Source organism: Enterococcus sp. HMSC061C05 (assembly GCF_001814765.1).
Lineage (GTDB): Bacteria > Bacillota > Bacilli > Lactobacillales > Enterococcaceae > Enterococcus_B > Enterococcus_B lactis.
In genome coordinates this window covers 47,236-73,251 of the sequence record NZ_KV817751.1, presented here as the reverse complement: position 1 = coordinate 73,251, position 26,016 = coordinate 47,236, and the positions used below count along the sequence as shown (strand labels likewise).

At 39.8% G+C, this 26,016-nt stretch carries 22 protein-coding genes, 1 pseudogene and 1 riboswitch; of the genes and pseudogenes, 20 read left to right on the top strand and 3 right to left on the bottom strand.

All coding sequences use genetic code 11. The features are described 5' to 3' along the window. The first annotated feature begins 673 nt into the window (after positions 1–673). From HMPREF2988_RS10515 to purB, 10 genes and pseudogenes are all read left to right on the top strand, one after another. A complete protein-coding gene (locus HMPREF2988_RS10515; protein WP_070770613.1) occupies positions 674–1,957 on the top strand; it encodes an ABC transporter substrate-binding protein in 1,284 nt (427 codons plus the stop codon). Positions 1,958–1,972: 15 nt separating this feature from the next. Next, on the top strand, positions 1,973–2,860 hold the full coding sequence (locus HMPREF2988_RS10510) for a carbohydrate ABC transporter permease (protein ID WP_002313850.1): 888 nt from the start codon (positions 1,973–1,975) through the stop codon (positions 2,858–2,860). Positions 2,861–2,874: 14 nt separating this feature from the next. Continuing rightward, positions 2,875–3,711, top strand: a complete 837-nt coding sequence (locus tag HMPREF2988_RS10505) for a carbohydrate ABC transporter permease (protein ID WP_002292245.1) — start codon at positions 2,875–2,877, stop codon at positions 3,709–3,711. A gap of 2 nt (positions 3,712–3,713) precedes the next feature. Beyond that, positions 3,714–4,337, top strand: a complete 624-nt coding sequence (locus HMPREF2988_RS10500) for a hypothetical protein (protein WP_070770612.1) — start codon at positions 3,714–3,716, stop codon at positions 4,335–4,337. Further along, positions 4,334–5,626: pseudogene (locus tag HMPREF2988_RS10495) on the top strand (Gfo/Idh/MocA family protein). The gene HMPREF2988_RS10500 and the pseudogene HMPREF2988_RS10495 overlap by 4 nt, the downstream one beginning before the upstream one ends. A gap of 356 nt (positions 5,627–5,982) precedes the next feature. Continuing rightward, a riboswitch (purine riboswitch) is annotated at positions 5,983–6,080 on the top strand. A 114-nt stretch (positions 6,081–6,194) separates the two neighbouring features. Continuing rightward, complete coding sequence (locus tag HMPREF2988_RS10490; protein ID WP_002292242.1) at positions 6,195–6,776, top strand: xanthine phosphoribosyltransferase; 582 nt, start codon at positions 6,195–6,197, stop codon at positions 6,774–6,776. A 2-nt stretch (positions 6,777–6,778) separates the two neighbouring features. After that, positions 6,779–8,086 carry a nucleobase:cation symporter-2 family protein gene (locus HMPREF2988_RS10485; protein ID WP_002292241.1) on the top strand — a complete coding sequence of 436 codons (1,308 nt, stop codon included), beginning with the start codon at positions 6,779–6,781 and terminating at the stop codon, positions 8,084–8,086. A 234-nt stretch (positions 8,087–8,320) separates the two neighbouring features. Further along, complete coding sequence (gene purE, locus HMPREF2988_RS10480) at positions 8,321–8,809, top strand: 5-(carboxyamino)imidazole ribonucleotide mutase (protein ID WP_002315162.1); 489 nt, start codon at positions 8,321–8,323, stop codon at positions 8,807–8,809. Then, a complete protein-coding gene (purK, locus tag HMPREF2988_RS10475; protein WP_002315161.1) occupies positions 8,802–9,926 on the top strand; it encodes a 5-(carboxyamino)imidazole ribonucleotide synthase in 1,125 nt (374 codons plus the stop codon). Before purE ends, purK begins: the two co-directional genes overlap by 8 nt. 12 nt (positions 9,927–9,938) lie before the next feature. Beyond that, on the top strand, positions 9,939–11,234 hold the full coding sequence (purB, locus tag HMPREF2988_RS10470; RefSeq protein ID WP_002306865.1) for an adenylosuccinate lyase: 1,296 nt from the start codon (positions 9,939–9,941) through the stop codon (positions 11,232–11,234). A 195-nt stretch (positions 11,235–11,429) separates the two neighbouring features. Here the strand turns inward: purB and HMPREF2988_RS10465 are convergent, their stop codons facing one another. Then, entirely contained in the window at positions 11,430–11,807 is a 378-nt protein-coding gene (locus HMPREF2988_RS10465) for a hypothetical protein (protein ID WP_010732725.1), read from the bottom strand. A gap of 255 nt (positions 11,808–12,062) precedes the next feature. Here HMPREF2988_RS10465 and purC point away from each other — a divergent pair, with 255 nt between their 5' ends. From purC to HMPREF2988_RS10415, 10 genes are all read left to right on the top strand, one after another. After that, positions 12,063–12,791, top strand: a complete 729-nt coding sequence (purC, locus tag HMPREF2988_RS10460; RefSeq protein WP_070770611.1) for a phosphoribosylaminoimidazolesuccinocarboxamide synthase — start codon at positions 12,063–12,065, stop codon at positions 12,789–12,791. Then, entirely contained in the window at positions 12,791–13,045 is a 255-nt protein-coding gene (gene purS, locus HMPREF2988_RS10455) for a phosphoribosylformylglycinamidine synthase subunit PurS (RefSeq protein ID WP_002309490.1), read from the top strand. Before purC ends, purS begins: the two co-directional genes overlap by 1 nt. Position 13,046: 1 nt before the next feature. After that, positions 13,047–13,718: a phosphoribosylformylglycinamidine synthase subunit PurQ gene (gene purQ, locus HMPREF2988_RS10450; protein WP_070770610.1), complete on the top strand. Its 672-nt coding sequence runs from the start codon at positions 13,047–13,049 to the stop codon at positions 13,716–13,718. Then, on the top strand, positions 13,719–15,941 hold the full coding sequence (gene purL / locus HMPREF2988_RS10445; protein ID WP_070770609.1) for a phosphoribosylformylglycinamidine synthase subunit PurL: 2,223 nt from the start codon (positions 13,719–13,721) through the stop codon (positions 15,939–15,941). Next, positions 15,926–17,365: an amidophosphoribosyltransferase gene (gene purF / locus HMPREF2988_RS10440; protein ID WP_002292225.1), complete on the top strand. Its 1,440-nt coding sequence runs from the start codon at positions 15,926–15,928 to the stop codon at positions 17,363–17,365. Before purL ends, purF begins: the two co-directional genes overlap by 16 nt. A 22-nt stretch (positions 17,366–17,387) precedes the next feature. Continuing rightward, complete coding sequence (gene purM, locus HMPREF2988_RS10435) at positions 17,388–18,440, top strand: phosphoribosylformylglycinamidine cyclo-ligase (protein ID WP_180363532.1); 1,053 nt, start codon at positions 17,388–17,390, stop codon at positions 18,438–18,440. Next, positions 18,437–19,015: a phosphoribosylglycinamide formyltransferase gene (gene purN, locus HMPREF2988_RS10430; protein ID WP_070770608.1), complete on the top strand. Its 579-nt coding sequence runs from the start codon at positions 18,437–18,439 to the stop codon at positions 19,013–19,015. Before purM ends, purN begins: the two co-directional genes overlap by 4 nt. Further along, positions 19,012–20,547: a bifunctional phosphoribosylaminoimidazolecarboxamide formyltransferase/IMP cyclohydrolase gene (gene purH, locus HMPREF2988_RS10425; protein ID WP_070770607.1), complete on the top strand. Its 1,536-nt coding sequence runs from the start codon at positions 19,012–19,014 to the stop codon at positions 20,545–20,547. Before purN ends, purH begins: the two co-directional genes overlap by 4 nt. A gap of 15 nt (positions 20,548–20,562) precedes the next feature. Then, complete coding sequence (gene purD / locus HMPREF2988_RS10420; protein WP_070770606.1) at positions 20,563–21,837, top strand: phosphoribosylamine--glycine ligase; 1,275 nt, start codon at positions 20,563–20,565, stop codon at positions 21,835–21,837. 122 nt (positions 21,838–21,959) lie between these two features. Then, on the top strand, positions 21,960–22,874 hold the full coding sequence (locus tag HMPREF2988_RS10415; protein ID WP_070770605.1) for an aldo/keto reductase: 915 nt from the start codon (positions 21,960–21,962) through the stop codon (positions 22,872–22,874). A gap of 128 nt (positions 22,875–23,002) precedes the next feature. Here the strand turns inward: HMPREF2988_RS10415 and HMPREF2988_RS10410 are convergent, their stop codons facing one another. Then, a complete protein-coding gene (locus HMPREF2988_RS10410) occupies positions 23,003–24,568 on the bottom strand; it encodes a response regulator transcription factor (protein WP_070770604.1) in 1,566 nt (521 codons plus the stop codon). Then, positions 24,561–26,012: a sensor histidine kinase gene (locus HMPREF2988_RS10405; protein WP_002342667.1), complete on the bottom strand. Its 1,452-nt coding sequence runs from the start codon at positions 26,010–26,012 to the stop codon at positions 24,561–24,563. The genes HMPREF2988_RS10410 and HMPREF2988_RS10405 overlap by 8 nt, the downstream gene beginning before the upstream one ends. Positions 26,013–26,016 lie beyond the last annotated feature (4 nt).

Here is a 26,016-nt window from a genome sequence, read left to right as displayed (position 1 = left end):
TCTTGTGACTCGGAGCTGAACGGCAGGCTCGCGACCTCTTTTATACTTGGTCCTATTTGTTCGAAATTCAGAAATAAAAGAAGATTTTTTTGTTTTTTTATCTGTAATGTACATATAAACGGTCGGAATATGTTGTTATTATTAGCTTTACGTCAAAAAAATGTCTTGATTTATTGAAGCGCTTTCTATAGAATGAAAAACGAATAAAAACTAAAAAAGGCACCCGGCAATTTAGTAGCAGCTAAATCGCCGGGGCTTGAAAAGTCAGCGGGAACTGACCAATCAAGTTGCCATAGTCAATGCTTGTGCATCGACGTGTATATTGTACCTAATTTCATACAGAATTACTAGTTATTTTTTCTGATTTTTAAGGGAATAATATACGCAGAATGGCACGCTTATTTAGCTATGTCAAGGATATTGGACGGTTGTCTGATATCCTTTTTTCTTTGCGCAATTATCCTCCCACCATTGAAGCAAGAAGTGTTTGTAGCAATGGAAAAAGAATCAGCACTATCTAATTTTCCTTGAAAGTATTGAGTTGTTCATCCTAGGCAGAACAAAAAGGCAAGCCTTGGTTTTTATTCGCCTTAAAAAAAGATGGTTTTATAAATATATACTGTATAAAAATACAGTATATTGAAAAATGTCAATGGAAGTAGAGGTGTAGAAAATGAAGAAAAAAATGAGAATCATCTTAGCATTAAGTGTTATGTTATTATTCTTGACAGCTTGTGGGCAAGAGGATGACGAAAAAATCACGTTGAACATGGCTTGGTGGGGTTCACAAGTTCGACACGATGCAACGGTAAAAGTAATCGAGCTTTACGAAGAAAAAAATCCCCATGTGACGATCGAGTATGAATTCTATGATTATGAAGGATATTACACAAAATTAGGTACGCTAGCAGCATCAGATGATATCTGGGATATTTTTCAATTAAATAATCAATTTCCTCAATACATCAATCAGATTGAACCATTAGATGAATATGTGGAGCAAGGGATAATTGATGTTTCTAATGCGGATGAATCCTATTTGGCAACGACGATTTACGACGGGCAATTAGTTGGACTGTCCAACGGGGTGAACTCGTTTGCGATTGCTTACAATAAAAATATATTTGAACAATTAGGTATCCCTGAACCTGCTTCCAATTGGACATGGGAAGAATTTGAACAAATCAGCTATCAAATCACTGAAGAATTAGGGATCTATGCTATTTCAAGGTTCGAAGATTTTATAGCTGGCTGTATTATTCAAATACCGCAAGTTGAGAAAGGATTGAATTTTTATAATCAGGAGGATTTATCTAACAGCTTGGGATTCGAAAATCCGGATTATTTAACAGATTTTTTCCAGCTGCGTAAAAATCTGGTAGACAAAGGTGCCCATCCAGAACCGGGTGGTGGAGCTGCAAGTACGACAGATCTGTCTTTTCAGGCAGTTAGAGATAGCGAAGCAGCGATGGTTTTTCTATCAAGTAACCAGTTGACAGAAATTTTGTCAGGCGCTCCTGAAGACATGGAAATTCGATTGATTAATCCCCCTCGCAGAAAAGCAGATGGAGAATCTGGTATTCCTTTACGTTCTTCGCAAATGCTGAGTATGGCAAAAAATTCAGCACACAAAGAAGAAGCGGCTAAATTTATTGATTTCTTCCAAAACAGTGAAGAAGCCAATGAGATTTTAAAAGGAGAACGCGGTGTACCAATCATGTCCAATATTCGAGAACAACTCGCTCAGACAGATGATACAACTTTACAAGCGACATTCGACTATTTAGAAATGATCTCCGATATGGACAACGGTGAAGTAAATGTTTTTGACAGCGCTTTAAATCCAGAGATCCAAGATCAATACAATCTTTTGGTAGAAAAAGTCATCTATGAAGAAATGACGGCAGAAGAAGCAGCAGAGAGTCTTTATGAGTTTGCTTCAAACGTTCTGGAATAGTAACAGGAGGAAAGCATGAAAAAAGAAAAACTAAAACGATTCATGAATCAAGATAACGTGGTCGGTTACGTATTTGCTTCTCCATTTATTCTAGGATTTCTATTGATAACGGTAATACCGATGATCTTGTCTCTTTATTATTCGTTTACCGATTATCGTTTGGGGAATCCAGTCTCCTGGATCGGCTTGGATAATTATATAAAAATGCTAAGTGATGCTCGTTTTTTGAACTCCATTCGAGTCACTTTTCTCTATGTATTTGCCTCTGTGCCTGTGAAACTGATCTTTGGTCTATTGATTGCTTATCTTTTAACGAGAAATATCAAAGGGACGACTTTCTTTCGTTCTTTGTATTATGTACCTAGTTTAATTGGCGGCAGTATTTCTATTGCTCTAGTGTGGCGAGAATTGTTTTCTAAAAATGGGTTAGTGAATATTTTTCTAGAACGACTAGGCGCACCAGCACTTTCCTGGTTTGGCGATCAAAAATTGGTCATGATCCCTCTTGTTTTGATGTCTGCTTGGCAATTCGGTTCGGCAATGATCATCTTTGCTGCAGGTATCAAAGAGATCCCAGCCTCGTATTATGAAGCGGCAGAGATCGATGGAGCGAACAAATGGCAGTCGTTTTACAAGATCACGCTACCTCTTCTTTCGCCAATCATTTTGTATAACTTGGTCATGCAGACGATTGCAGCGTTTATGACTTTCACGCAAGCGTTCATCATTACCCAAGGTGGTCCGAATGATGCCACGAACTTTTATGCTCTTTATGTGTATAACCAAGCATTCTCTTTTAATTCTATGGGGTATGCTAGTGCTATTTCGTGGATCATGCTGTTGATCATGGGTGCTGTCACCTTTCTGATTTTCAAATCATCAAAAAAATGGGTCGTTGTGTGAATGGGGAGGAAAAAATGAATAAAACAGTAATGAAATGGTTCCAGTACGGGTTTATTTTGCTATTAGGTCTAGTCATGATTTATCCAGTCTTATGGATGATCGCAGGTTCTTTTAAAACGGATCAAGAGATTCTGAGTGGTTCACTGAATTTGATTCCAGAAACTTTTCGATGGGAAAATTACGCAGAAGGATGGGCAGGTTTTGCTGGAATCTCATTTTTCACGTTCTTTAAGAATTCGTTTGTCATCTCTGCGGTATCAACGATCGGGACAGTGCTGAGCTCGACTTGTATTGCTTACGCATTATCGAGGATCGATTTCAAAGGAAAAAGGTTCTGGTTCGTCGTCATGTTAGTAACGATGATGATTCCTGCACAAGTGATTTTGATTCCGCAGTTTATTATTTACAATCGGCTGAATTTGGTTGGTACGTATGTGCCGCTGATTTTACCGCACTTTTTTGGACAAGCATTTTTTATTTATCAGATCATGCAATTCATGGTCGGCATCCCTAAAGAGTTAGATGAATCTGCGATTATTGACGGATGCAGCAAATATAGTGTCTTTACCAAAATTATTTTTCCTTTGCTGAAACCTTCGATCATCACCACGATCATTATCCAGTTTTATTGGAAATGGGATGACTTTATGGGACCGCTGATCTATTTGAACAAGCCGAGATCTTATACCGTATCGATTGCCATCAAATTATTTGCAGATGCTGGATCTAGCACGACTTACGCCAGTATGTTTGCGATGTCTACGCTGTCTCTGCTGCCGGTTTTTCTGATTTTCTTATTCTTCAATAAATATCTCGTTCAAGGAATCAGTACAAGCGGCTTGAAAGGCTGAATATGAAAAAGCCAATAGAGGAGATGTTTCTTTACAAGATCAACTACTATTTCTGTCGGATTTTTTTAACCAGTCTTATCAGTCATGGTCTTTTCGCTTTTTTCCTAGGATGTTTTTTCACTTTAGGATTAACGCTTTCTGCTCATGTTGTCTATCTGATTTATTTTTTGATGATGTATCCTGCTTATTATCTATCTGCCCATTATTTGGCGGAAAAGAAGGTAGGTTGGCGGAAAGAAAAAATCAAAAGGTCATGTTTCATTGTTGCGTTGTTTCAGCTGTTCGTTCTTATTTTTGCAGCTGATTGGTATTTGTTTATAGAAAAGGCTGATGCTTGGTATCTGATTCCTTTTCTATTGTGTCTGTTGCTTTTTGTATTCCATGGTTTTTTTAGTACGCTAATTGATGTCTGCAAAGAAGAGAAAGCAGATAGTCTTATTTATTTGTTCAAAAGGAATATCTGGCTGTTGTCAAAAAACGTCAAAGGGTTTCTGTGGTATTTCTGTCTTTTGTATGGGCTGTTTTGGTGTATACAGTATGATTTTTTACTTGCTGCATTGCTGTATCCTGGACTGCCATTTGTCACAGCATGCTGGTTAAAAGAAAAGGAGAATGAGTTTAAATGAAGAAAAAATATGTACAAGTCGGTCTTGGCGGAAGAGCTCGCTTTTTTTATGAAGCAATTGCCTCTACGTATCATCAAACTTGTTAACTGGTCGGTTTTTGTGATGTGTCTCAAACAAGAATGGATTATGCAAATCGAGTACTTGTGAACAAGTATGGACAGAAGAAAGTAAAGACATGTATGCCATCGCAATTTGAACAGCTACTGGATGATGTACGGCCAGATGAAGTCATTATTACGTCAGTAGATCGAACGCATCATGATTATATCATCCGTGCAATGAGAAAAGGGTATGATGTTATTTGCGAAAAACCTCTGACTATTGATGAGGAAAAAGCGCAAGAAATAATAACTGTTCAAAAACAAACGGAAAGGAATCTGCGAGTCACTTTCAATTATCGTTATGCGCCATATCACACGAAGATAAAGGAACTGCTGGAAAAAGACATAATCGGCGATGTTTTCTCTATCCACTTTGAATGGTTGCTGAATACGCAGCACGGGGCAGATTATTTCAGAAGATGGCATCGAAATAAACACAATAGTGGCGGACTTCTCGTGCACAAATCTACCCATCATTTTGATCTGGTGAACTTTTGGTTGAGTAGCCAGCCAAAAAAGGTATTCGCATTTGGTGGATTGAATTTTTATGGAATGCATAATGCGGAAAAACGCGGAGTAGAAACATTTTACAGTCGATGCTATGGAAGCGAACTAGCCAAAAATGATCCATTTGCTATAGATCTATCAGCCAATGAGGAATTACGAGAAATGTATTTAGAAGCAGAAGAAGATAGTGGATACATTCGTGATCGCAGTGTATTTTCCGATGATATCTCTATTGAAGATACGTTAGGAGTGACGGTCAAATACGAGACAGGTACGATATTGACGTATTCGCTAAATGCGTATATGCCGTGGGAAGGATTCAATGTTTCTTTTAATGGCAGCAAAGGACGGATTGAAATGAAAGTGATCGAAAAGTCCTATATCAACGCTGGTAAAGATAAAACAGACGAGGGAGCAGCCGTTCTTCAGTCCATCCAGGTCTATCCGATGTTCGGCGAACCCTATGAGGTAATCGTTGAACAAGAAGCAGGCGGACATGGCGGAGGAGATCCACGTTTGTTGGATGATCTATTTGGCGAAGCAAAGGAAAAAGATCCGTGGAATCGAGCAGCAACTCACGTAGATGGTATCCTGTCGATCTTGACAGGAATTGCAGCAAATCACTCTATTGCTTCCGGAAAAGCAGTGGCGATTGACGAACTTGTCAGCTTCAAGGAATAAGAAGGAATTTGCGAAAATTATTTCCTGTACGTTATAAATCTGTGCGCTATTTCCGTAGGTTGTCTTTGAAACACTATTTATTCGAAAGAAGGGTTGTGACACGTTTTTTTTCACAATCCTTTTTGTGTGGAATAGAATTTTTGGATAAGTGAAAATAAAAATAACTATTTAAACCCGAACAAAAAGGAGTAATGCATTAAAAATCATTAGATTTTACAAAAAAATAAGTAAACCACGTTGTCAGTTTCAGAAAGTAGTGTTAGACTATTTTCAATATTTGAAACAACATTCTTTATTCAAATATGTCAAACTGCCTTCACGTGCAAAACAGTTGCAAGAAAATGATTTTACACTATTATTAGTTTTACATACCTACTTATATATCGTCATAATATGGATGACAGTTTCTAGCCAGTACCGTAAATGCTGGACTATAAGTAAAAGATTGGCTATTTCACCCTTCTTTTCTTATGATAAAGTGGAGGGTGTTTTTCTTTAACAGAAACATAGTAGGTTTTTGCACAAAAGCGGTTTTTTGGTATTAATAAATGATAAAGGAGCAAATAAAGTGAAAGAATTAGTTGAACGTATTCAAAAAGACGGACGTATATTAGGCGAGGGCGTACTAAAAGTCGACAGTTTCGTCACTCACCAAGTAGACCCTGTATTGATGGAACAAATGGGACAACGGTTTGCAGAAGTATTTAAAGAACAAGGAATCACGAAAGTTGTGACCATTGAAGCTTCTGGGATCGCACCAGCTTTATTTGCTGCAAAAGAATTAGGTGTTCCAATGATCTTCGCCAGAAAAGCAAAAAGCTTGACGATGGATGAAGAATTATTGACGGCTTCTGTTTATTCTTTTACGAAACAAGTGACAAGTACGATTTCTATTTCTCGTAAATTCTTATCTTCAGAAGATAAAGTATTGATTATTGACGATTTCTTGGCAAACGGACAAGCGGCAAAAGGATTGATTGAATTATGCCAGCAAGCTGGAGCTCAAGTAGAAGGAATCGGGATCGTCATTGAAAAGTCTTTCCAAGATGGACGTCAGTTGCTTGAAGAAATGGGATTGAGAGTCGTTTCTCTTGCACGTATCGCTTCCTTGACGAATGGACAAGTTGAGTTTCTTGAGGAGGACGCATAAACGTGGAAAAAGAAACACAAAATGGAAAAGCCGCGGTTTTAGGGCTGCAGCATCTGTTAGCGATGTATGCAGGAGCAGTAGCGGTGCCTCTTTTGATCGGTACAGGACTAGGCTTTAATCAAGAACAGATGACTTACTTGATTTCAATTGATATCTTTATGTGTGGATTAGCAACATTATTGCAATTGACCGTTAACCGATTTTTCGGAATTGGCTTGCCTGTTGTTTTAGGATGTGCGATCCAAGCAGTAGCGCCGCTGATCTTGATCGGAACTAATGAAGGAGTAGGAGCTATTTACGGATCTATTATCGCTTCAGGTATCTTTGTTGTGTTAGTTTCAGGTATCTTTTCTAAAATCAAGAAATTATTCCCGCCTTTAGTAACAGGAACGGTTATCACCGTTATTGGTTTGACATTGATTCCAGTAGCAATTGAAAAAATGGGTGGCGGTAATGCAACAGCGGCTGATTTTGGTGACAAAACAAATCTACTACTTGCATTTGTGACGATTCTCCTCATTGTAGGTGTGCAAATGTTGGCAAAAGGCTTCATTCGTTCCATCGCGGTATTGATTGGTTTAGTCGGTGGAAGTATCTTAGCTGCTTTCATGGGAATGATCGATCTGAGTGCGATTGGAGATGCACCGTTGTTCCATGTCCCACAACCCTTTTATTTTGGTAAGCCAACTTTTGATGTATGGTCGATTTTACTGATGATCATCATTTCTATGGTCAGCATGGTAGAATCAACGGGTGTATATTTTGCGCTTGGTGACATTACTGGGAAGAATGTTGGAGAAGAAGAATTGAAAAAAGGATATCGTGCAGAAGGACTTGCCGTTATCTTAGGCGGTATTTTCAATACATTCCCTTACACAGGCTTTTCTCAAAATGTCGGATTGGTTCAACTTTCGGGTATCAAAACGAGAAAACCTATCTACTTCTCTGCGTTCTTCTTGATTGTTTTAGGATTATTCCCTAAAATCGGTGCGTTAGCACAAATCATTCCTGAGCCGGTACTTGGTGGAGGAATGTTAGTCATGTTCGGGATGGTGGCAGTCCAAGGAATCCGTATGCTGTTGGAAGTTGATTTCAGCAATGATAAAAATCTATTGATTGTTGCTGTTTCTGTTGGATTTGGGCTAGGTTTCAATATTACGCCGACATTATTCAGTCAAATGCCTCAAACATTGCAAATGTTCACTGGCAATGGCATCGTAATGAGTAGTATTACGGCGATCATATTGAATCTGATCTTTAATGGTTTAAAAAAAGATGAAGAAATAGTAGAAGAAGCCTTCAAAAAATAATGAAGTAAAAGAAAAATTGTGAAACCAGCGTTTTGAGTGAATAGCGAGGATCAGCTGATTGAATACCATTTATATTAAAAAAGGATGTGACATCACTTTTGTCACATTCTTTTTTTTATGCCTTCGACAAACACGAACAATAAAATGGTTTTCTTTATCAATATTCGAAATTTCTTTGACATCAAAAAATACGATTGTTAAAATATGGGTGTAGAAAAACTGGGAGGAAAAACAATGACAGCAAAAATCTCTGTGATCATGGGGAGTACTTCAGATTGGGAAACAATGAAAGAAGCATGTCAAATATTGGAAGAATTCGGTGTGTCTTATGAAAAAAAAGTCGTTTCTGCTCATCGCACACCAGATTTGATGTTTGAATATGCACAAAGCGCTCGAGAAAAAGGAATCAAAATCATTATTGCAGGAGCAGGTGGAGCCGCCCATCTACCGGGGATGGTTGCGGCAAAAACAACTTTGCCGGTTATCGGCGTACCGGTCCAATCACGAACATTAAATGGTTTAGATTCGCTTCTGTCGATTGTTCAAATGCCTGGAGGCGTGCCTGTGGCTACTACGGCAATCGGAAAAGCTGGAGCAATTAATGCTGGACTACTTGCGATACAGATGCTTTCCATGTATGATTTAGAATTGGAGGCTAAATTGGCTGAAAGACGTTCAATGTTGGCTAAAACTGTTATAGAAAGTAGTGATCAACTTGGTTAAACCTTTGTTGCCTGGTTCAACGATCGGGATCGTCGGCGGCGGTCAATTAGGTCGTATGATGGCGATTAGTGCAAAAGAAATGGGCTTTAAAGTAGGTGTGCTGGATCCTGTAAGTGATTGTCCAGCCGCACAAGTTGCAGATTGGCACATTGAAAGTGTCTATGATGACACCTTTGCGCTGAAAGAGCTTGCTAGAAGAACAGATGTCATTACCTATGAATTTGAAAATGTCAGTGTAGAGGCGCTAAATGCGATCTTACCCATGTCATTTATTCCTCAAGGGACAGACTTGCTTGCGATTACGCAAGACCGCCTATTGGAAAAATCTTTTTTGGAAACGAACAACATCGTGATTGCTCCTTATGCAACGATCGTCAGTCCGACAGATATCCAAGATGCGATTGACGGGATCGGTTATCCTTGCGTTTTGAAAACCACTCGAGGCGGTTATGATGGCAAAGGGCAGTATGTTTTGAAAAGTCGGGCAGACTTGGCCCCTGCAATGGATCTTTTAAGAGAAGGAACCTGTGTTTTAGAAGCTTGGATCCCATTTGAAAAAGAGATTTCGATCATGGTGGCAGGAAATGGACAAGGAGATTTCACAACTTTTCCGGTCGTGGAAAACATCCATCGAAACAACATTCTGCACGAAACGATTGCTCCAGCCGCGATTGCTCAGGATGTGATCGAGGAGGCTGAGCGTATTGCCCGTGTGATTGCAGAAGCAGTAAGCCTTTCAGGTGCTCTAGGGGTAGAAATGTTTTTAACAAAAACAGGCGGGTTATATGTGAATGAATTAGCCCCTCGTCCTCACAATTCTGGGCATTATTCTATCGAAGCTTGTTCTATGAGTCAGTTCGATGCCCATATTCGAGGGATTTGCGGCTGGCCATTAGGAGAAAAAGTGCGTCTGACAAGCAATGCAGTGATGGTCAATGTTTTGGGAGAACAACTGTTGGAAAGCTATCGCTTGATTGAGAATAAGCCAGACTGGCAATTCCATTTCTATGGAAAAAAACAAGCGAAAAAAGGTCGCAAGATGGGACATATCACTATCTTGACAGAAGACATCCAGCAAACGCTGGAAGAAATCAAACAAACGAATATTTGGGATTAGAGGAGAAAAAACATGTTAGAACGTTATACACGCCCTGAAATGGGGAATATCTGGACGGAAGAGAACAAATACCGTGCGTGGCTCGAAGTCGAGATTTTAGCAGATGAAGCTTGGGCAGAACTTGGTGAAATCCCGCAAGAAGATGTGAAAAAAATCCGCGAGCATGCATCATTTGATATCGATCGGATCTTGGAAATCGAAAAATCAACACGCCATGATGTCGTTGCTTTTACACGAGCAGTTTCTGAAACATTGGGAGAAGAAAGAAAATGGGTCCATTATGGTCTAACAAGTACGGATGTCGTAGATACTGCTTATGGCTATCTCATCAAGCAAGCAAATGATATTTTACGGGAAGACTTGAAACGTTTTACGGAAATCATTGGCGAAAAAGCAAAAGAACACAAATATACAGTGATGATGGGTCGAACACACGGTGTCCATGCTGAACCAACTACTTTTGGATTGAAACTTGCCACATGGTATTCAGAAATGAAACGGAACATCGAACGATTCGAACATGCGGCAAAAGGAGTAGAAGCAGGAAAAATCTCAGGAGCAGTGGGGACGTTCGCAAATATCCCGCCATTTATTGAAGAGTATGTATGTAAACAATTGGGGATCCGTCCGCAAGAAATCTCTACTCAAGTTCTCCCTCGGGATCTCCATGCTGAATATTTCTCAGCGATGGCGCTTATTGCTACAAGTATTGAACGCTTTGCAACAGAGATACGCGGATTGCAAAAGTCTGAAACACGTGAAGTAGAAGAGTTTTTTGCGAAAGGTCAAAAAGGTTCTTCTGCTATGCCGCACAAAAGGAATCCGATCGGTTCAGAAAATATGGCTGGTCTAGCCAGAGTGGTGCGCGGACACATGGTCACTGCCTATGAAAATGTCACATTATGGCATGAAAGAGATATCTCTCATTCTTCAGCCGAACGAATCATCTTGCCTGATACCACGATTTTATTGAATTACATGTTAAATCGTTTTGGCAATATCGTTAAAAATCTAACGGTCTTTCCTGAAAACATGAAGCGGAATATGTCTGCAACATTTGGTTTGATTTATAGCCAGCGCGTTATGCTGAAATTGATCGATAAGGGAATGACAAGAGAAGAAGCTTATGATCTTGTTCAGCCAAAAACTGCGTATGCTTGGGACAACCAAGTTCAGTTCCGCCCACTGTTAGAAGAAGATCCGACCATCACATCGGTATTATCTAAAGAAGAAATAGATGATGCCTTTGATTATCATCATCATTTGAAAAACGTTGACGTGATATTCAAACGAGTAGGTTTGGAATAAAGAAGAGTGAGTTGCAAAGTTCAATTAAAATAGAATAGCAAAAATAACCAAAAAAGAAGCAGATCCGTTAGCGGTTCTGCTTCTTTTAGTTTATTATGTTTTCTTATCAATGATAGGAACCTGATTGATAGGAACCTGATTTTAAAAGCGACTACCTCTTTACCGTGCCTCTTTACATACAAAAAAATAGAGGAATTAAGCGTAAATGGCTTGGCTATTATAACTAAAATGCTGGTTATGGAGATATTGCAGCAAATTTTCGAGAAAAGTATATTCCATCTCTTGTCCATTAAATAAGATTTGGATACGATAGTGATTTTTGAAACGTTTCTGCTCGTGGATCTGACTGATTAAAAGTTCGCCTTTGTGTTCTGTCCGATAACTAAAAGTCCTTTTACGGCATTCAGCGCAACGCTTAGCTGCTCGGCGGATTTTCCGAAAGGTATAAAAACTAGTATCTTTATTGCATAAATAAACGTCTTTGATCGACAACAAATCATTATATAGACAGGAACGTTCCTCAGCCGTTAATTCTGATAAAAAAAGCTGACCTTGTTTTATTGCATCTTCCATCGGCAAGTGCCTCCTCGATCCAGTTATCCAAATTTTTAGTTAATTTTAATATACCATCATTATATATAAATGTAAACGCTTGTTGATGAGGGAATTTTTGTACTTACAATAAAACACGAACATTAAAAGAATCTAATGCCTTTAATGTACATATTTATATTGATTTCTAAAAAGATGATTGTTAAAATTCAAAGTGAAAACACGAACAAAAATCGATGTATTTGCTTTCAATGTAAATAAAAAGGAGAGTCAGACATGGAGAAAAAAGAACTTCTGTACGAAGGGAAAGCCAAAAAATTATATCTTACCTCTGATGAAAACTTGATTTGGGTAGAATACTTAGATCAGGCGACTGCGTTGAATGGCGCGAGGAAAGATCAGATAAGTGGAAAAGGAGAATTGAATAATCAAATCACAAGTACGATTTTCCGCTATCTGACCCAGCGAGGAATAAAAAACCATTTTATTGAACAATTATCTAAAACCGAACAATTAGTAAAAAAAGTACAAATCATCCCTCTGGAAGTGGTTATCCGAAATATTGCAACAGGAAGTTTCTCAAAACGTCTAGGTGTTCCTGAAGGCAAAAAATTAATCGAGCCAATCGTTGAATTCTACTATAAGGATGATCAGTTGGATGATCCTTTTGTCAATGAAGACCATATCTATTACTTGCAACTGGCAAAACCGGAAGAAATCAGTGAGCTGAAAACCCAAGCATTAGCTATCAATAAAATTTTGATCGAATTATTTGCTAAGGTTGGTCTGGTTTTAGTGGATTTCAAGCTTGAGTTTGGTCGGTCGAATGGAAAAATGTTGCTTGCGGACGAAGTAACACCGGATACTTGCCGATTATGGGATGAACGTACGAATGAACATATGGACAAAGACGTTTACCGCAGAGGCTTAGGTGATCTGATTCCAGTCTATCAAGAAGTATATAACCGTCTATCGGAACTAACTGAAGAAAAGGAGCGAGTATGATGTATTTCGTAAAAGTTTATGTAACCTATAAAGATTCAGTGTTAGATCCTCAAGGAGAGGCAGTAAAAAAAGCAGTCCATCGTATGGGATATGAAACAATCGAAGATATCCGTATCGGAAAATACTTTGAGATACAACTTGCTGATACAGAAGAACCAATCGATACAGTGATTGAAACGATTTGTGACAAGTTGCTTGCAAATGTAAATATGGAAACATACCGATATGAAATCAAAAAAATGGAGGAAGTATAACATGAAATTTGCGGTCATCGTTTTTCCAGGTTCAAATTGTGACGCAGATATGTTATGGGCAATTCGCGAGATCATGGGCGCTGATGCCGAATTTGTACGGCATGATGAGTCCTCTTTAGAAGGATTTGATGGGGTTTTACTGCCGGGAGGATTCTCCTATGGTGACTATTTGAGATGCGGTGCGATTGCTCGGTTTTCTACAATCATGGAAGAAGTGATTCGTTTTGCTGAAGAAGGGAAACCCGTATTCGGTACATGTAATGGATTCCAGATATTGACAGAAGCTGGACTGTTGCCAGGTGTACTGAGACGAAATGAGTCTTTGCATTTTATTTGTAAAACTGTACCATTGAAAGTCAACCCTAAGACAGCCTTTACTTCAGAATATGAAGCAGATGAAATAATCTCTCTTCCAGTTGCTCACGGGGAAGGAAATTATTTCTGTGACGAAGAAACACTTGAAGAACTGAAGGAAAATAATCAGATCGTCTTTACTTATAATGACAACATCAACGGCAGCGTGGAAAACATTGCAGGGATTACGAATAAAGCGGGGAATGTGTTAGGAATGATGCCTCATCCAGAACGTGCAGTAGAAGACTTGCTAGGATCAGAAGATGGGAAACGGTTCTTTGCTTCCATTTTAAAAAACTTCGGAAAGGTGACCGTATAGATGAAAACATTGAATGAACCGACAGCTGAAGAGATCAAGAAAAAAAGAATCTATGCCGAATGGGGATTGACTGATGAAGAATATCGAATGATCGAAGAAGATATCTTAGGAAGAATGCCTAATTATACGGAAACTGGACTGTTTTCTGTTATGTGGAGCGAACATTGTTCCTATAAAAATTCTAAACCGGTTCTACGCAAATTTCCTACTAGTGGACCTCATGTCTTGCAAGGCCCTGGAGAAGGCGCAGGTATCGTCGACATCGGTGATGGACTAGCAGTTGTCTTCAAAGCAGAAAGTCACAACCATCCCTCAGCCGTGGAGCCTTATGAAGGAGCTGCGACAGGAGTTGGCGGAATCATCAGAGATATTTTCAGCATGGGGGCTCGTCCAATTGCGCTGCTAGATTCATTGAGATTCGGCGAATTAGATAATCCAAGAACAAAATATTTACTAGAAGAAGTAGTTGCAGGTATCGGCGGATACGGCAATTGTATCGGCATACCGACTGTAGGTGGCGAAATTGCATTTGATCCTTGTTATGAAGGAAATCCATTAGTCAATGCAATGTGTGTAGGTTTGATTGAACACAAAGATATCCAGAAAGGGCAAGCCGCTGGTGTCGGCAATTCGATCATGTATGTAGGAGCAAAAACAGGTCGCGACGGCATCCACGGCGCAACTTTTGCCTCAGAAGAATTTAGTCAAGAAGAAGAACAGCAACGTTCTGCTGTACAAGTAGGCGATCCTTTTATGGAAAAGCTGCTGCTTGAAGCGTGTTTGGAATTAATCTTGCATCATTCGGATTCTCTAGTAGGTATACAGGATATGGGAGCAGCAGGACTTGTTTCATCTAGTGCGGAAATGGCTTCAAAAGCTGGTTCAGGACTTATATTGACATTAGACGAAGTCCCACAAAGAGAAACTGGAATGACGCCTTATGAAATGATGCTATCCGAATCACAAGAACGGATGTTGATTTGTGTCAAATCAGGAGAGGAGGAAAAAATCCAAGAACTATTTCAGAAGTATGATCTAGATGCAGTCACTATCGGTAAAGTAACAGACGACGGGCAATATCGTCTATATCATCAAGGGAAAGAAGTAGCGAATCTGCCAGTCGATGCGCTGGCTGAAGATGCGCCAGTCTATCATAAAGAGATGAAAGAACCAGCTCGAATCGCAGATTTTCAGCGGTTGGCTCCTTATCAGCCGGTTATTGAAGAACCTGGACAAGTATTGCTTGATCTGCTGCAACAACCGACGATTGCTTCGAAACGTTCAATCTACGAAACTTATGATTCACAAGTACAAACCAATACAGTTGTCTGTCCAGGAAGCGATGCGGCTGTGATGAGAGTCAGAGGGACGAACAAAGCATTAGCGATGACCACAGACTGCAACGCTCGTTATCTCTATTTGGATCCAAAAGTCGGAGGACAAATAGCAGTGGCAGAAGCAGCTAGAAATATCATTGCTAGCGGTGGCAGACCCTTGGCGATCACCGACTGCCTGAACTATGGTTCTCCTGATAAACCAGAAGTTTTTTGGGAATTATCGACTTCAGCTGACGGCATTGCTGCTGCGTGTGAAACGTTAGGAACTCCTGTTATTTCAGGAAATGTCTCTTTATATAATGAAACGGACGGTCAAGCAATCTATCCAACACCGATGATCGGTATGGTCGGATTGATCGAGGATCATGAACATATCACTACTCAGGAATTCAAAAAATCAGGGGATCTAATCTATATATTAGGCAAGACGTTTGCAGATTTTGATGGCAGTGAATTACAAAAGATGCAGCTTGGAAGAATCGAAGGGGTGATTCGAAACTTTGATCTAGCCGTTGAAAAGAAAAACCAGGAGTTAGTATTGACAGCCATCCAAAACGGATTGATCGAAAGTGCCCATGACTGTTCAGAAGGTGGCTTGGCAATTGCACTGGCAGAATCAGCTTTCAAATATCAGTTAGGTTTATCTGTGCAGTTTGGCTTGCCCTCTGCACAATTGTTTGCAGAAACTCAATCAAGATTTGTATTGACAGTTGCACCGGAAAACCAGACACGATTCGAAGAAATGATGGGAGATGCTGCTTTTTTAGCAGGTGAGGTGACGGATGAAGCGATAATCGAAATTTCAGCAACTGACGGTCAAATCAAAATAGAAACAGCAGTAGCAAGAAAGTGCTGGGAGGATGCAATCGTATGTCTTATGAAGTGAAGAGTTTAAATGAAGAATGCGGGATCTTCGGTGTTTGGGGTCATCCAGACGCCGCTAGTGTGGCATACTTCGGGCTCCATAGTCTTCAGCATCGAGGACAAGAAGGTGCGGGTATCGTGTCCAATGATCGAGGAAAGCTCATGGGTCATCGAGACCTGGGTCTACTTTCTGAGGTATTCAAAGATCAAAGAAAATTGCAACAGTTAACAGGAGAAGCTGCAATCGGACATGTACGTTATGCAACAGCAGGCAATGGAAGTGTGGACAATATTCAGCCTTTTCTATTCAAATTTCATGATCAGTCGATCGGCTTAGCGCATAATGGTAACTTGATCAATGCTCGCTCCCTTAGAAAAGAGTTAGAGGAAAATGGGGCGATCTTCCATTCCAACTCCGATACGGAGATATTGATGCATTTGATCCGACGAAGTGAAGAAACAGATTTTTTAAATAAATTGAAAAGTGCTTTAAATGAAGTCAAAGGTGGCTTTGCCTATTTATTAATGACAGAAACGGCAATGATTGCCGCTTTGGACCCGAATGGTTTTCGTCCATTAGCAATCGGACAAATGAAAAACGGAGCATACGTGATTGCCTCGGAAACTTGTGCATTAGAAGTTATTGGGGCACGTTTTATAAGAGATGTCCAGCCTGGTGAGATAGTGATCATCAATGACAAAGGAATCCAGATTGATTGCTTTACGAAGGACACGCAGCTTTCTATTTGTTCGATGGAATATATCTATTTTGCCAGACCGGATTCAAATATCGCAGGGATCAATGTGCATACTGCACGGAAAAATATGGGACGGAATTTAGCGAAAGAATCGCCAGTAAAAGCAGACATGGTCGTTGGTGTACCTAATTCTTCTTTGTCAGCCGCAAGCGGTTATGCAGAAGCAAGCGGTATCCCTTACGAAATTGGATTAGTAAAAAATCAATACATTGCCCGAACATTTATCCAGCCGACGCCAGAACTAAGAGAGCAAGGTGTCCGAATGAAATTATCTGCTGTACGCGGGGTAGTGGAAGGGAAAAAGGTGATCATGGTTGATGATTCGATCGTTCGTGGCACGACAAGCAGACGGATCGTCCATCTTTTGAAAGAAGCAGGAGCAAAAGAAGTACATGTGAGGATTGCTTCTCCTCCTTTGAAATATCCGTGTTTTTATGGGATTGATATTCAAACGCGTAAAGAACTCATTGCGGCCAATCACACGATTGATGAAATCAAAGAATGTATCGGTGCCGATTCTTTAGGTTTTTTAAGTGAAGAGGGCCTGATCGAATCGATCGGTCTGGAAAAAGATGCCCCGTATTCAGGATTATGTATGGCTTATTTCAACGGAGATTATCCGACGCCGTTATATGACTATGAAGAAAAATATCAGGAATCACTAAAAGAAAAAGTATCGTTCTTTTAAAAGCAGATCAAGAAGGGAGTATATGAAGCCAATGGCAAATGCATACGCAAAAGCTGGCGTAGATGTCGAAGCTGGATATGAAGTAGTAGAACGGATCAAGAAGCATGTCAGAAAAACGGAACGATTAGGCGTGATGGGCGCTATAGGAGGATTCGGCGGCTGTTTCGATTTATCGGTCTTTCAATTAAAAGAGCCAGTCCTTGTTTCGGGGACCGATGGTGTAGGGACGAAATTAGCAGTAGCAATCGAAGCAGACAAACACGACACGATCGGAATCGACTGCGTAGCGATGTGTGTCAATGATATCTTAGCACAAGGGGCAGAGCCGTTGTATTTTTTAGATTACTTAGCAACGGGGAAAAATGATCCGACACGTTTAGAAAATGTAGTAAAAGGAGTAGCAGATGGGTGTGTTCAAGGAAATATGGCACTGATCGGCGGCGAGACAGCTGAAATGCCCGGTATGTACTCAGGAAATGATTATGATCTAGCCGGATTTGCTGTAGGGATAGCTGAAAAATCTCAATTATTGACAGGAGAAACAATCAACCCAGGAGACGTGTTGCTTGGAATAGCATCTAGCGGAATCCATTCAAATGGGTACTCTCTTGTTCGCAAAATTTTCTTTGAGCAGCAGCAGCTTTCTTTATCATCAAAACTGCCAGAATTGAAAAAAACACTTGGCGAAGTATTACTTGAGCCAACGAAAATCTATGTTTCTGCCTTGCTTCCCTTGATCAAAGAAAAGAAAATCAAAGGAGCTGCACATATCACCGGTGGAGGGTTTGTAGAAAATATCCCGCGAATGTTGCCAGAATCTATGGCTGCTGAAATCAAACTTGGCACATGGCCGATCCTTCCGATCTTCGGCTGTTTACAAAAATATGGTGAGATTCCTATGATGGAGATGTATGAAATATTCAATATGGGCATTGGGATGGTCTTAGCAGTCGAGGAAGCAAAAGTAAAAGAAATCGTACACGAGATTGAGCAAGCTGGCGAAAAAGTTTATGAAATCGGAAAAGTGATCGCCAAAGAAAAACATCGTGTGGTATTTACAGGAGAAGAACGATGAGAATCGCTGTTTTTGCTTCTGGAAACGGAAGCAACTTTCAAGCGCTAGCCGATTATCTATCGAAAAAAGGAATGGAAGCTTCGATTGACTGGTTGTTTTGTGATCAGCCTGCAGCATATGTTTTGAAACGTGCAGTCGCATTGGATGTACCGGCAGATTGTTTTTCACCTAAAGAATTTGACTCCAAAAAAGAGTATGAAGAAGCGATTTTGTATAAATTGAAAGAAAAAAAGATCGATTTGATCGTATTAGCTGGATACATGCGAATCATTGGACCAGTATTGCTGGAAAATTATGATAAAAGAATCATCAATGTCCATCCATCTCTTTTACCTGCATTCCCTGGTTTGCATGGCATTCGTGATGCATTTGAAGCTGGAGTAAAAGAAACGGGTGTCACAATCCATTATATCGACCAAGGTGTAGATACTGGACCAATCATCCGGCAGGAAAAAGTGAGGATCGAACAGGAGGACACGTTCGATTCTTTAGAAGAAAAAATTCATAGAGTAGAGCATCGGATCTATCCAGAAGTGATTAGTGAAATTATTGAAAATGGAGGCTATCTGAAATGACAAGAGCATTGATCAGTGTATCAGATAAAACTGGGATTGTAGCATTTGCCCAAGGTTTGGTTGAACAAGGAGTAGAAATCATTTCAACAGGAGGAACAAAGCATGCGTTGGATCAAGCTGGGATCAAAACGCTTTCAATCGAAGAAGTGACAGGGTTTCCTGAAATGATGGATGGCCGTGTCAAAACACTTCATCCTAAAATCCATGGTGGTCTTTTAGGAAGACGCGATCGCTCTAGCCATATGGAGGCAATGGAGACGGAAAATATCCAACCAATCGACTTTGTTTGTGTCAATTTATATCCTTTCAAAGAAACGATTATGAAACCAGATGTCGAAATAGCAGAAGCTATTGAAAACATTGATATCGGTGGTCCTAGTATGCTCCGTAGTGCAGCAAAAAACCATGAATTTGTCACCGCTGTTGTTGATCCATCTGACTATGAAGAGGTACTTTCAGAATTACGTCAGTATGGGCATACTTCACTTTCTTTCAGACAAAAACTAGCGGCAAAAGTCTTTCGTCATACTGCTGCATATGATGCACTGATCGCTCAATACTTAACGGATTGGGTGGAAGAAAAAGAACCGGAAAAATTGACACTTACGTATGAACGAAAACAAACGCTTCGTTACGGTGAAAATAGCCATCAAGCCGCTGCCTTTTATCAGTCCGCTCTTCTGGAAAAATATTCGATTGCAGCAGCAAAACAACTCCATGGGAAAGAACTTTCTTATAATAATATCCGTGATGCGGATGCTGCGTTACGGATCATGAAGGAATATGACGAGCCAACGGTAGTCGCCTTGAAACACATGAATCCTTGTGGTATTGGGACAGCATCTACGATTTTAGAAGCGTGGGAAGCAGCATATGAAGCAGATCCTGTTTCAATCTTTGGTGGGATCATCGTTTTGAATCGAGAAGTAGATCTGCCAACAGCAGAACAGATGCATAAGCTGTTTCTAGAAATCATCATTGCCCCTTCTTATACAAAAGAAGCTTTGGAATTACTGCAAAAAAAGAAAAACATCCGATTACTGACAGTAGACTTTGCGCAAGAAGAAAATCAAAATCGAGAAGAAACGGTCTCAGTCTTAGGTGGACTTCTTGTACAAGATCAAGATCTGGCAATGGAAAACGAAGAAGAATGGAAAGTCGTGACAAAACGTAAGCCGACTCCAGCAGAAGCAAAAGCATTAGCGTTTGCTTGGAAAGCTGTCAAACATGTGAAATCTAATGCGATCGTACTGGCAAACGAACGTCAGACAGTAGGAATCGGAGCCGGGCAGATGAATCGAGTCGGTTCAGTAAAAATTGCGATTGAACAAGCGCAAGAGAAAATGGAAGGTACAGTTTTAGCTAGCGATGCTTATTTCCCAATGGATGATTCAGTTGAATATGCAGCCAAACATGGTATAAAAGCAATCATTCAGCCAGGTGGAAGTATCAAAGACCAAGATTCTATTGATATGGCGAATAAATACGATCTAGCAATGGTCTTTACTGATGTTCGGCATTTTAGACATTAGAGAGGAGTCGGATAAATGAACATTTTGGTGATCGGTGCAGGTGGTCGTGAACATGCAATAAGTAAAAAACTTTTAGCCAGTCCGAAGGTGGATACGGTGTATTGTGCGCCAGGAAATCCTGGAATGACAAAGGATGGCATCAATTGTGTCGCTATCAGTGAACAAGATCATTCAGCATTAATTCATTTTGTTAAGAACGAGGCGATTGATTGGAGTATCGTTGGTCCTGAAGTTCCTTTATTAAATGGGATCGTCGATGATTTCATGGCGGAAGGATTGAAAATCTTCGGTCCGACAAAAGCAGCAGCTCTGATCGAAGGTTCGAAAAGTTTTGCTAAACAATTGATGGAGACGTATCAGATCCCGACAGCTAAATCCAGAAGTTTTGAATGTTACGAAAAAGCAGCAGCGTATATCAAAGAAAACGGTGCGCCAATCGTAGTGAAAGCGGATGGCTTAGCAGCTGGAAAAGGTGTAGTCGTGGCTACAACAGTGAAAGAAGCGCTGGATGCGGCAGAACAAATGTTGAACCAGCATCGATTTGGGAACAGCAGCAAAAAAATCGTCGTAGAAGAGTTTTTGGCAGGAGAAGAATTCTCCCTTTTGGCGTTTGTCCGTGATACCAAGGTGTATCCGATGGTCATTTCGCAAGATCATAAGCGGGCATTCGATAACGATAAAGGGCCAAATACAGGCGGGATGGGTGCTTATTCACCAGTACCGCAAATTCCAAAAAAGATGATTGAAAAAGCTGTGGAAGAAGTTTTAAAACCAGCGGCTTTGGGAATGAAAGAACTAGGACGCTCTTTCACGGGTGTTTTATATGCGGGTTTGATTGCTACGAAGGAAGGACCAAAAGTGATCGAATTCAATGCGCGTTTCGGTGATCCTGAAACGCAAGTCGTTCTTTCTCGGTTGAAGAGTGACTTTGCACAAGTAATCGATGATTTATTAGAGAATCGTGCAGTAGAGTTAAAGTGGCAGCAAGAAGGATACAATGTAGGCGTTGTGGTGGCAGCTGCCGGTTACCCCGAAGAATATGAGACAGGAATGGTTCTACCAGATTTTCTGGAAGAAGAGCTTTCTGTTTACTATGCTGGAGTTTCCTCAAATAACGGCAAACTAGTTGGAACAGGAGGACGCCTTTATCTAGTAGAAGCATACGGTGAGACGATCAAAGAAGCACAGGAAAAAATCTACACCGCGTTAATGGATAAAACGACAGATGGAACATTTTATCGTACAGATATTGGAGAAAAAGCTGCCAATAGCGAACTGGTCGTGAAGTAAATCAGCTGCTTCCATTTATAAAAAAATACAACAAATATAGTCGGAAGCGCCGATTTTAGTGAAGCCTTTTCATAAAGAGTGTGGTACACTTTTGTTGTGTATATAAATAAGGAGGAGTTCAGATGAAAAAAATTCAATTAGGTACTTCTGATCAGAAAGTAGCTGCAGTGATCTTAGGCTGTATGCGTATCAACAATGCGGAAGCTCCAGTAAAAGTGATTGAGACAGCTTATGAAAACGGCATTGATTTTTTTGACCATGCAGATATTTATGGGAACGGTGAATGTGAAGAAATCTTTGCAGATGCTCTAGCAAAAACATCAATCAAACGAGAAGATCTTTTTATTCAAACAAAATGTGGAATCGTTCCAGGTGTGATGTTTGATTTTTCTAAAAAACATATCATTGAATCTGTGGAAAAAAGTTTGACCCGTCTGAAAATGGATTATGTGGATGCTTTACTTCTTCATCGTCCAGATACATTGGTGGAACCAGAAGAGGTAGCTGAAGCGTTTGATGAATTGGAACGATCAGGTAAAGTCCGTTATTTTGGCGTCAGCAATCAAAAACCAATGCAAATCGAATTGCTGAAAAAATATGTTCGTCAACCATTAGTAGCTAATCAGCTGCAATTTGGCTTGAAACATACTGGAATGATCGATCAAGGGATTCATGTCAATATGACAGATGAAGCAAGTATCGACCATGATGGTAGTGTACTTGATTATTCCCGTTTGCATGATATGACGATCCAAGCGTGGTCGCCATACCAGTATGGATTTTTTGAAGGTGTATTTATCGGGAACGAAAAATTCCCTGAATTAAACCAAACATTAGAAGAATTAGCAGCTAAATATCAAACGACACCAACTGGCTTGTCTTCTGCTTGGATTTTGCGCCATCCAGCCAATATGCAAGTAATCGCCGGTACGATGAACGTAGGGCGAATCAAGGAAATCGCTCAAGCATCAGAAATTAATATGTCTCGGGAAGATTGGTACGAATTGTACCGTGCTGCTGGAAACATTTTACCTTAAAAGTTGTCATAAGCAACGGTGCGATCAATTAAAAAGGCGGAATATCTTGAAAGCTATTTTCAGCTTCGAGATATTCCGCCTTTTTTTATTGCCAACGGGAAAGAGTATCGCTATACGGATTTTATTTATTATTTATTTTTGTTTTCAAGGAAAAGCTGTGTCCGATATTCTTTTGGGGAAATCCCTTGTTTTTTCTTAAATAAATAACTGAAATAGTTAGGGTCATTATAACCAATCTCAAAAGCAATATCTGAGATACGATAGTCTGATTGCTGCAATAATTTTTTTGCTAATTCGATTCTTTGTTCTGTCAGATAATCGATGAATGTTTGGTTAAACGATTGAGAAAAAATCGTACTGAAATGAGAGGGGCTTAATGCAACTTGTTGAGCGACCCAAGTTAAGGACATATCTGGATCGGTAAAATTTTCTTTGATAAAATCCAATGCATGGTTCAAAATTGGCTGATATTTGTTCTTTGAAGGCTGTGCGGGCAGAGCAGTTAAGAAAGAAATGAACATATAAACAGTCGAACGGTAAAGCGAGTCGTCGGCGCTGATTGCTAAGCGTTGGCTAGTGGATGTGCAATGAACCATTTCTTGCGGGATTTCCTTTTCTTTCAGGCGGACATGCTGGAGTAGCTTAGTCAAGACAAATAAACGATATAATCGTGTTCGGATTGGTGTGCCTTGTGGTTTCGTCAAGTGTTCGATGTACTTAGATACTTCGTTTTTCGATAATGAAGACAAATCAAGTGAGAGATCAAAGTAAAAGACAGAATCAACTGGAAGTTTTGCTTCTTTAATCAAATCCTCATAGCTGATAATTTGATCTTTAAGGGAACTGGCGGTTTCAAGTATCATCTGCGTGATCTCAAAAGATGAAGGTAATTCGCTGATTCTTTCTGCGACAGGACCGATGACGACAGAAAAATTATTTTTTTGTCCCTTTTCTAATTCATGGATCAACGTTTGGGCTACCTGATAACTGGTCTCAATCACATTTTCTTCAAGAGGATCAACTATTAAAAATTTGATGAATCGAGAGGAAACAGCAGAAAAAATCACTTGTTGATTCTCCCTAAATAAAAACTTCAAATAATCACTGAGATGAGCGTAATCTTCAAAGTCTGTACTGACTTGGTTTGCTGCTAATAATACGGTCATTTTTTTCCCTGCTAAAGAGCGATTGAAAGATTCAGCAAGTTTCAATGTTTCACTGATCGTAAGTGAGCCTTTGAACAAACCGTTCAAGAAATGATTTTTTTTCAATTCGAAAACAAGATCAGAAGAAGGGTGCGTTTCTTTTTGCTGCAAGTCTAACGCAGTCACTGCTTTTTCTATTGCTTGTTTCAATTCGTTGCTTTTAATTGGTTTAAGTAGATAATCATCTGCCTGTACTTGGATTGCTCCTTTCATATAATCGAAATCGTCGAATCCGCTAATAAATATGAGGCGAGTCCAAGGAAGCAGTTTCCTTGCTTCTTTTGAAAAAGTCAAACCGTCCATGAATGGCATTTGGATATCAGTCAGAATGATATCGGGCTGTAAGTCGATAATCGAAGACAGTGCCATCTCACCATCTCCAGCTTCCCCGACATAAGTGATTGGATAATAAGAACCAAGGGCAGTTATTTGTTCCCGCAAGTTATTGCGAATGAGGTATTCGTCTTCGATGATAAAAACTTTATACATGTTTGTTTCCTCCAATTGTTTTGGGAGATATAGGAATCGTCAGTGTGACAGTTGTCCCTTCTCGGTATTTGCTGTCAATCGTGATAGGTTTTTGATTATTTCCGTAATAGAGAAGGAGACGCTTGTTTACGTTGTAAAGCCCGTAGCCGATACTGAAATCTGAATCGATCCCTTTGGCTAACTCTTTACGTATTTCTGCTAGTTTTTCTACAGGAATGCCAATACCGTTGTCTATGACTTTGAATTGGATCATTTCGTCGATTTTGCATGCAGTAATACGAATAAATCCTTTGTGACGAACGTACTTTGTTCCATGGTACACAGCATTTTCGATCAATGGTTGCAAGATCATCTTTAAAATAGAAACAGGAAAAAGTGTTTCTGGTATATCGATCTTATAGTCAAGCATATGTCCGTATCTTATTTTTAAAATGACCAGATAATCATTGATATGGCTGATTTCTTTTTCAAGAGGAATCCAGTCTTGTCCTTTGCTTAAAGACGTACGAAAAAAGCCGGAAAGTGCATGGGTCATAGTCAGAGCTTCTTCAAAGCAGTCTTGTTCGATCAAAGAAATGATGGCATCCAAACTGTTATAAATAAAATGAGGAGTGATCTGAGCTTGCAATACACGAACTTCACTTTGTGCTAAATGGTATTGTTTCAAAGCGTTCTCCCGTAAAGACTGGTTTAGATCTTCCGCCATTTTGTTCATACTAGCGGTAAGTGTCTGTAGTTCTTGTGTTTCTGGCATGTTTAAACGAAATCCAAGATTTCCTGAAGAAAGCTGTTCGGACATTGTGATCAGCTGATTGATCGGCTCTTGGACCTTCTGCTCTAAAAAGCGGCGATTCTTTTTCGCATAGAAAAAAATAGTACTAAGAACCCCCAATTCGACTATCGTTAATAAAATGAGCGAGCGGACAAGCGTCGTATTTTTTTGACTTGCTAAGTCGATTTCCACACGAACAAAATCCTGTAAAATATCTGACAGTAGTTGAGTGACAGAATCGACCTGATTGATGATCTGTTCATTGGTATCCATAAAATCTTCTGCCAAGATATGATGAATGAGCTCAGCTTGATAATCTTCCAATGTATCGATCGTACGTAACGATACATCTAACGTACTAATTTCTTTAAGTGTATTTGTATTATTTTTGATCTCTCGAATATCATTCCTAAGTTCTTCTAGGATATTTTCCTCATTGAACTCATCTACGGTTACTTGGCCAGAAATCAAGTCCCACATACTTTCCAAAACTTTTTGATCAACCTTCAAAGCAATTGCATCTGCTTTTTGGATATTTGCGATCGTCTGTTGATAAATCAAAAGCTGTTGCGAATATAACAGTATGCTCAGTAGCAAAGGGATAACAGCAAATAGAAGCATGGCTTTGTTTGCTTGGGCAAAAATCTGTTTTATGCTTAAATTTTTGGTCATGATA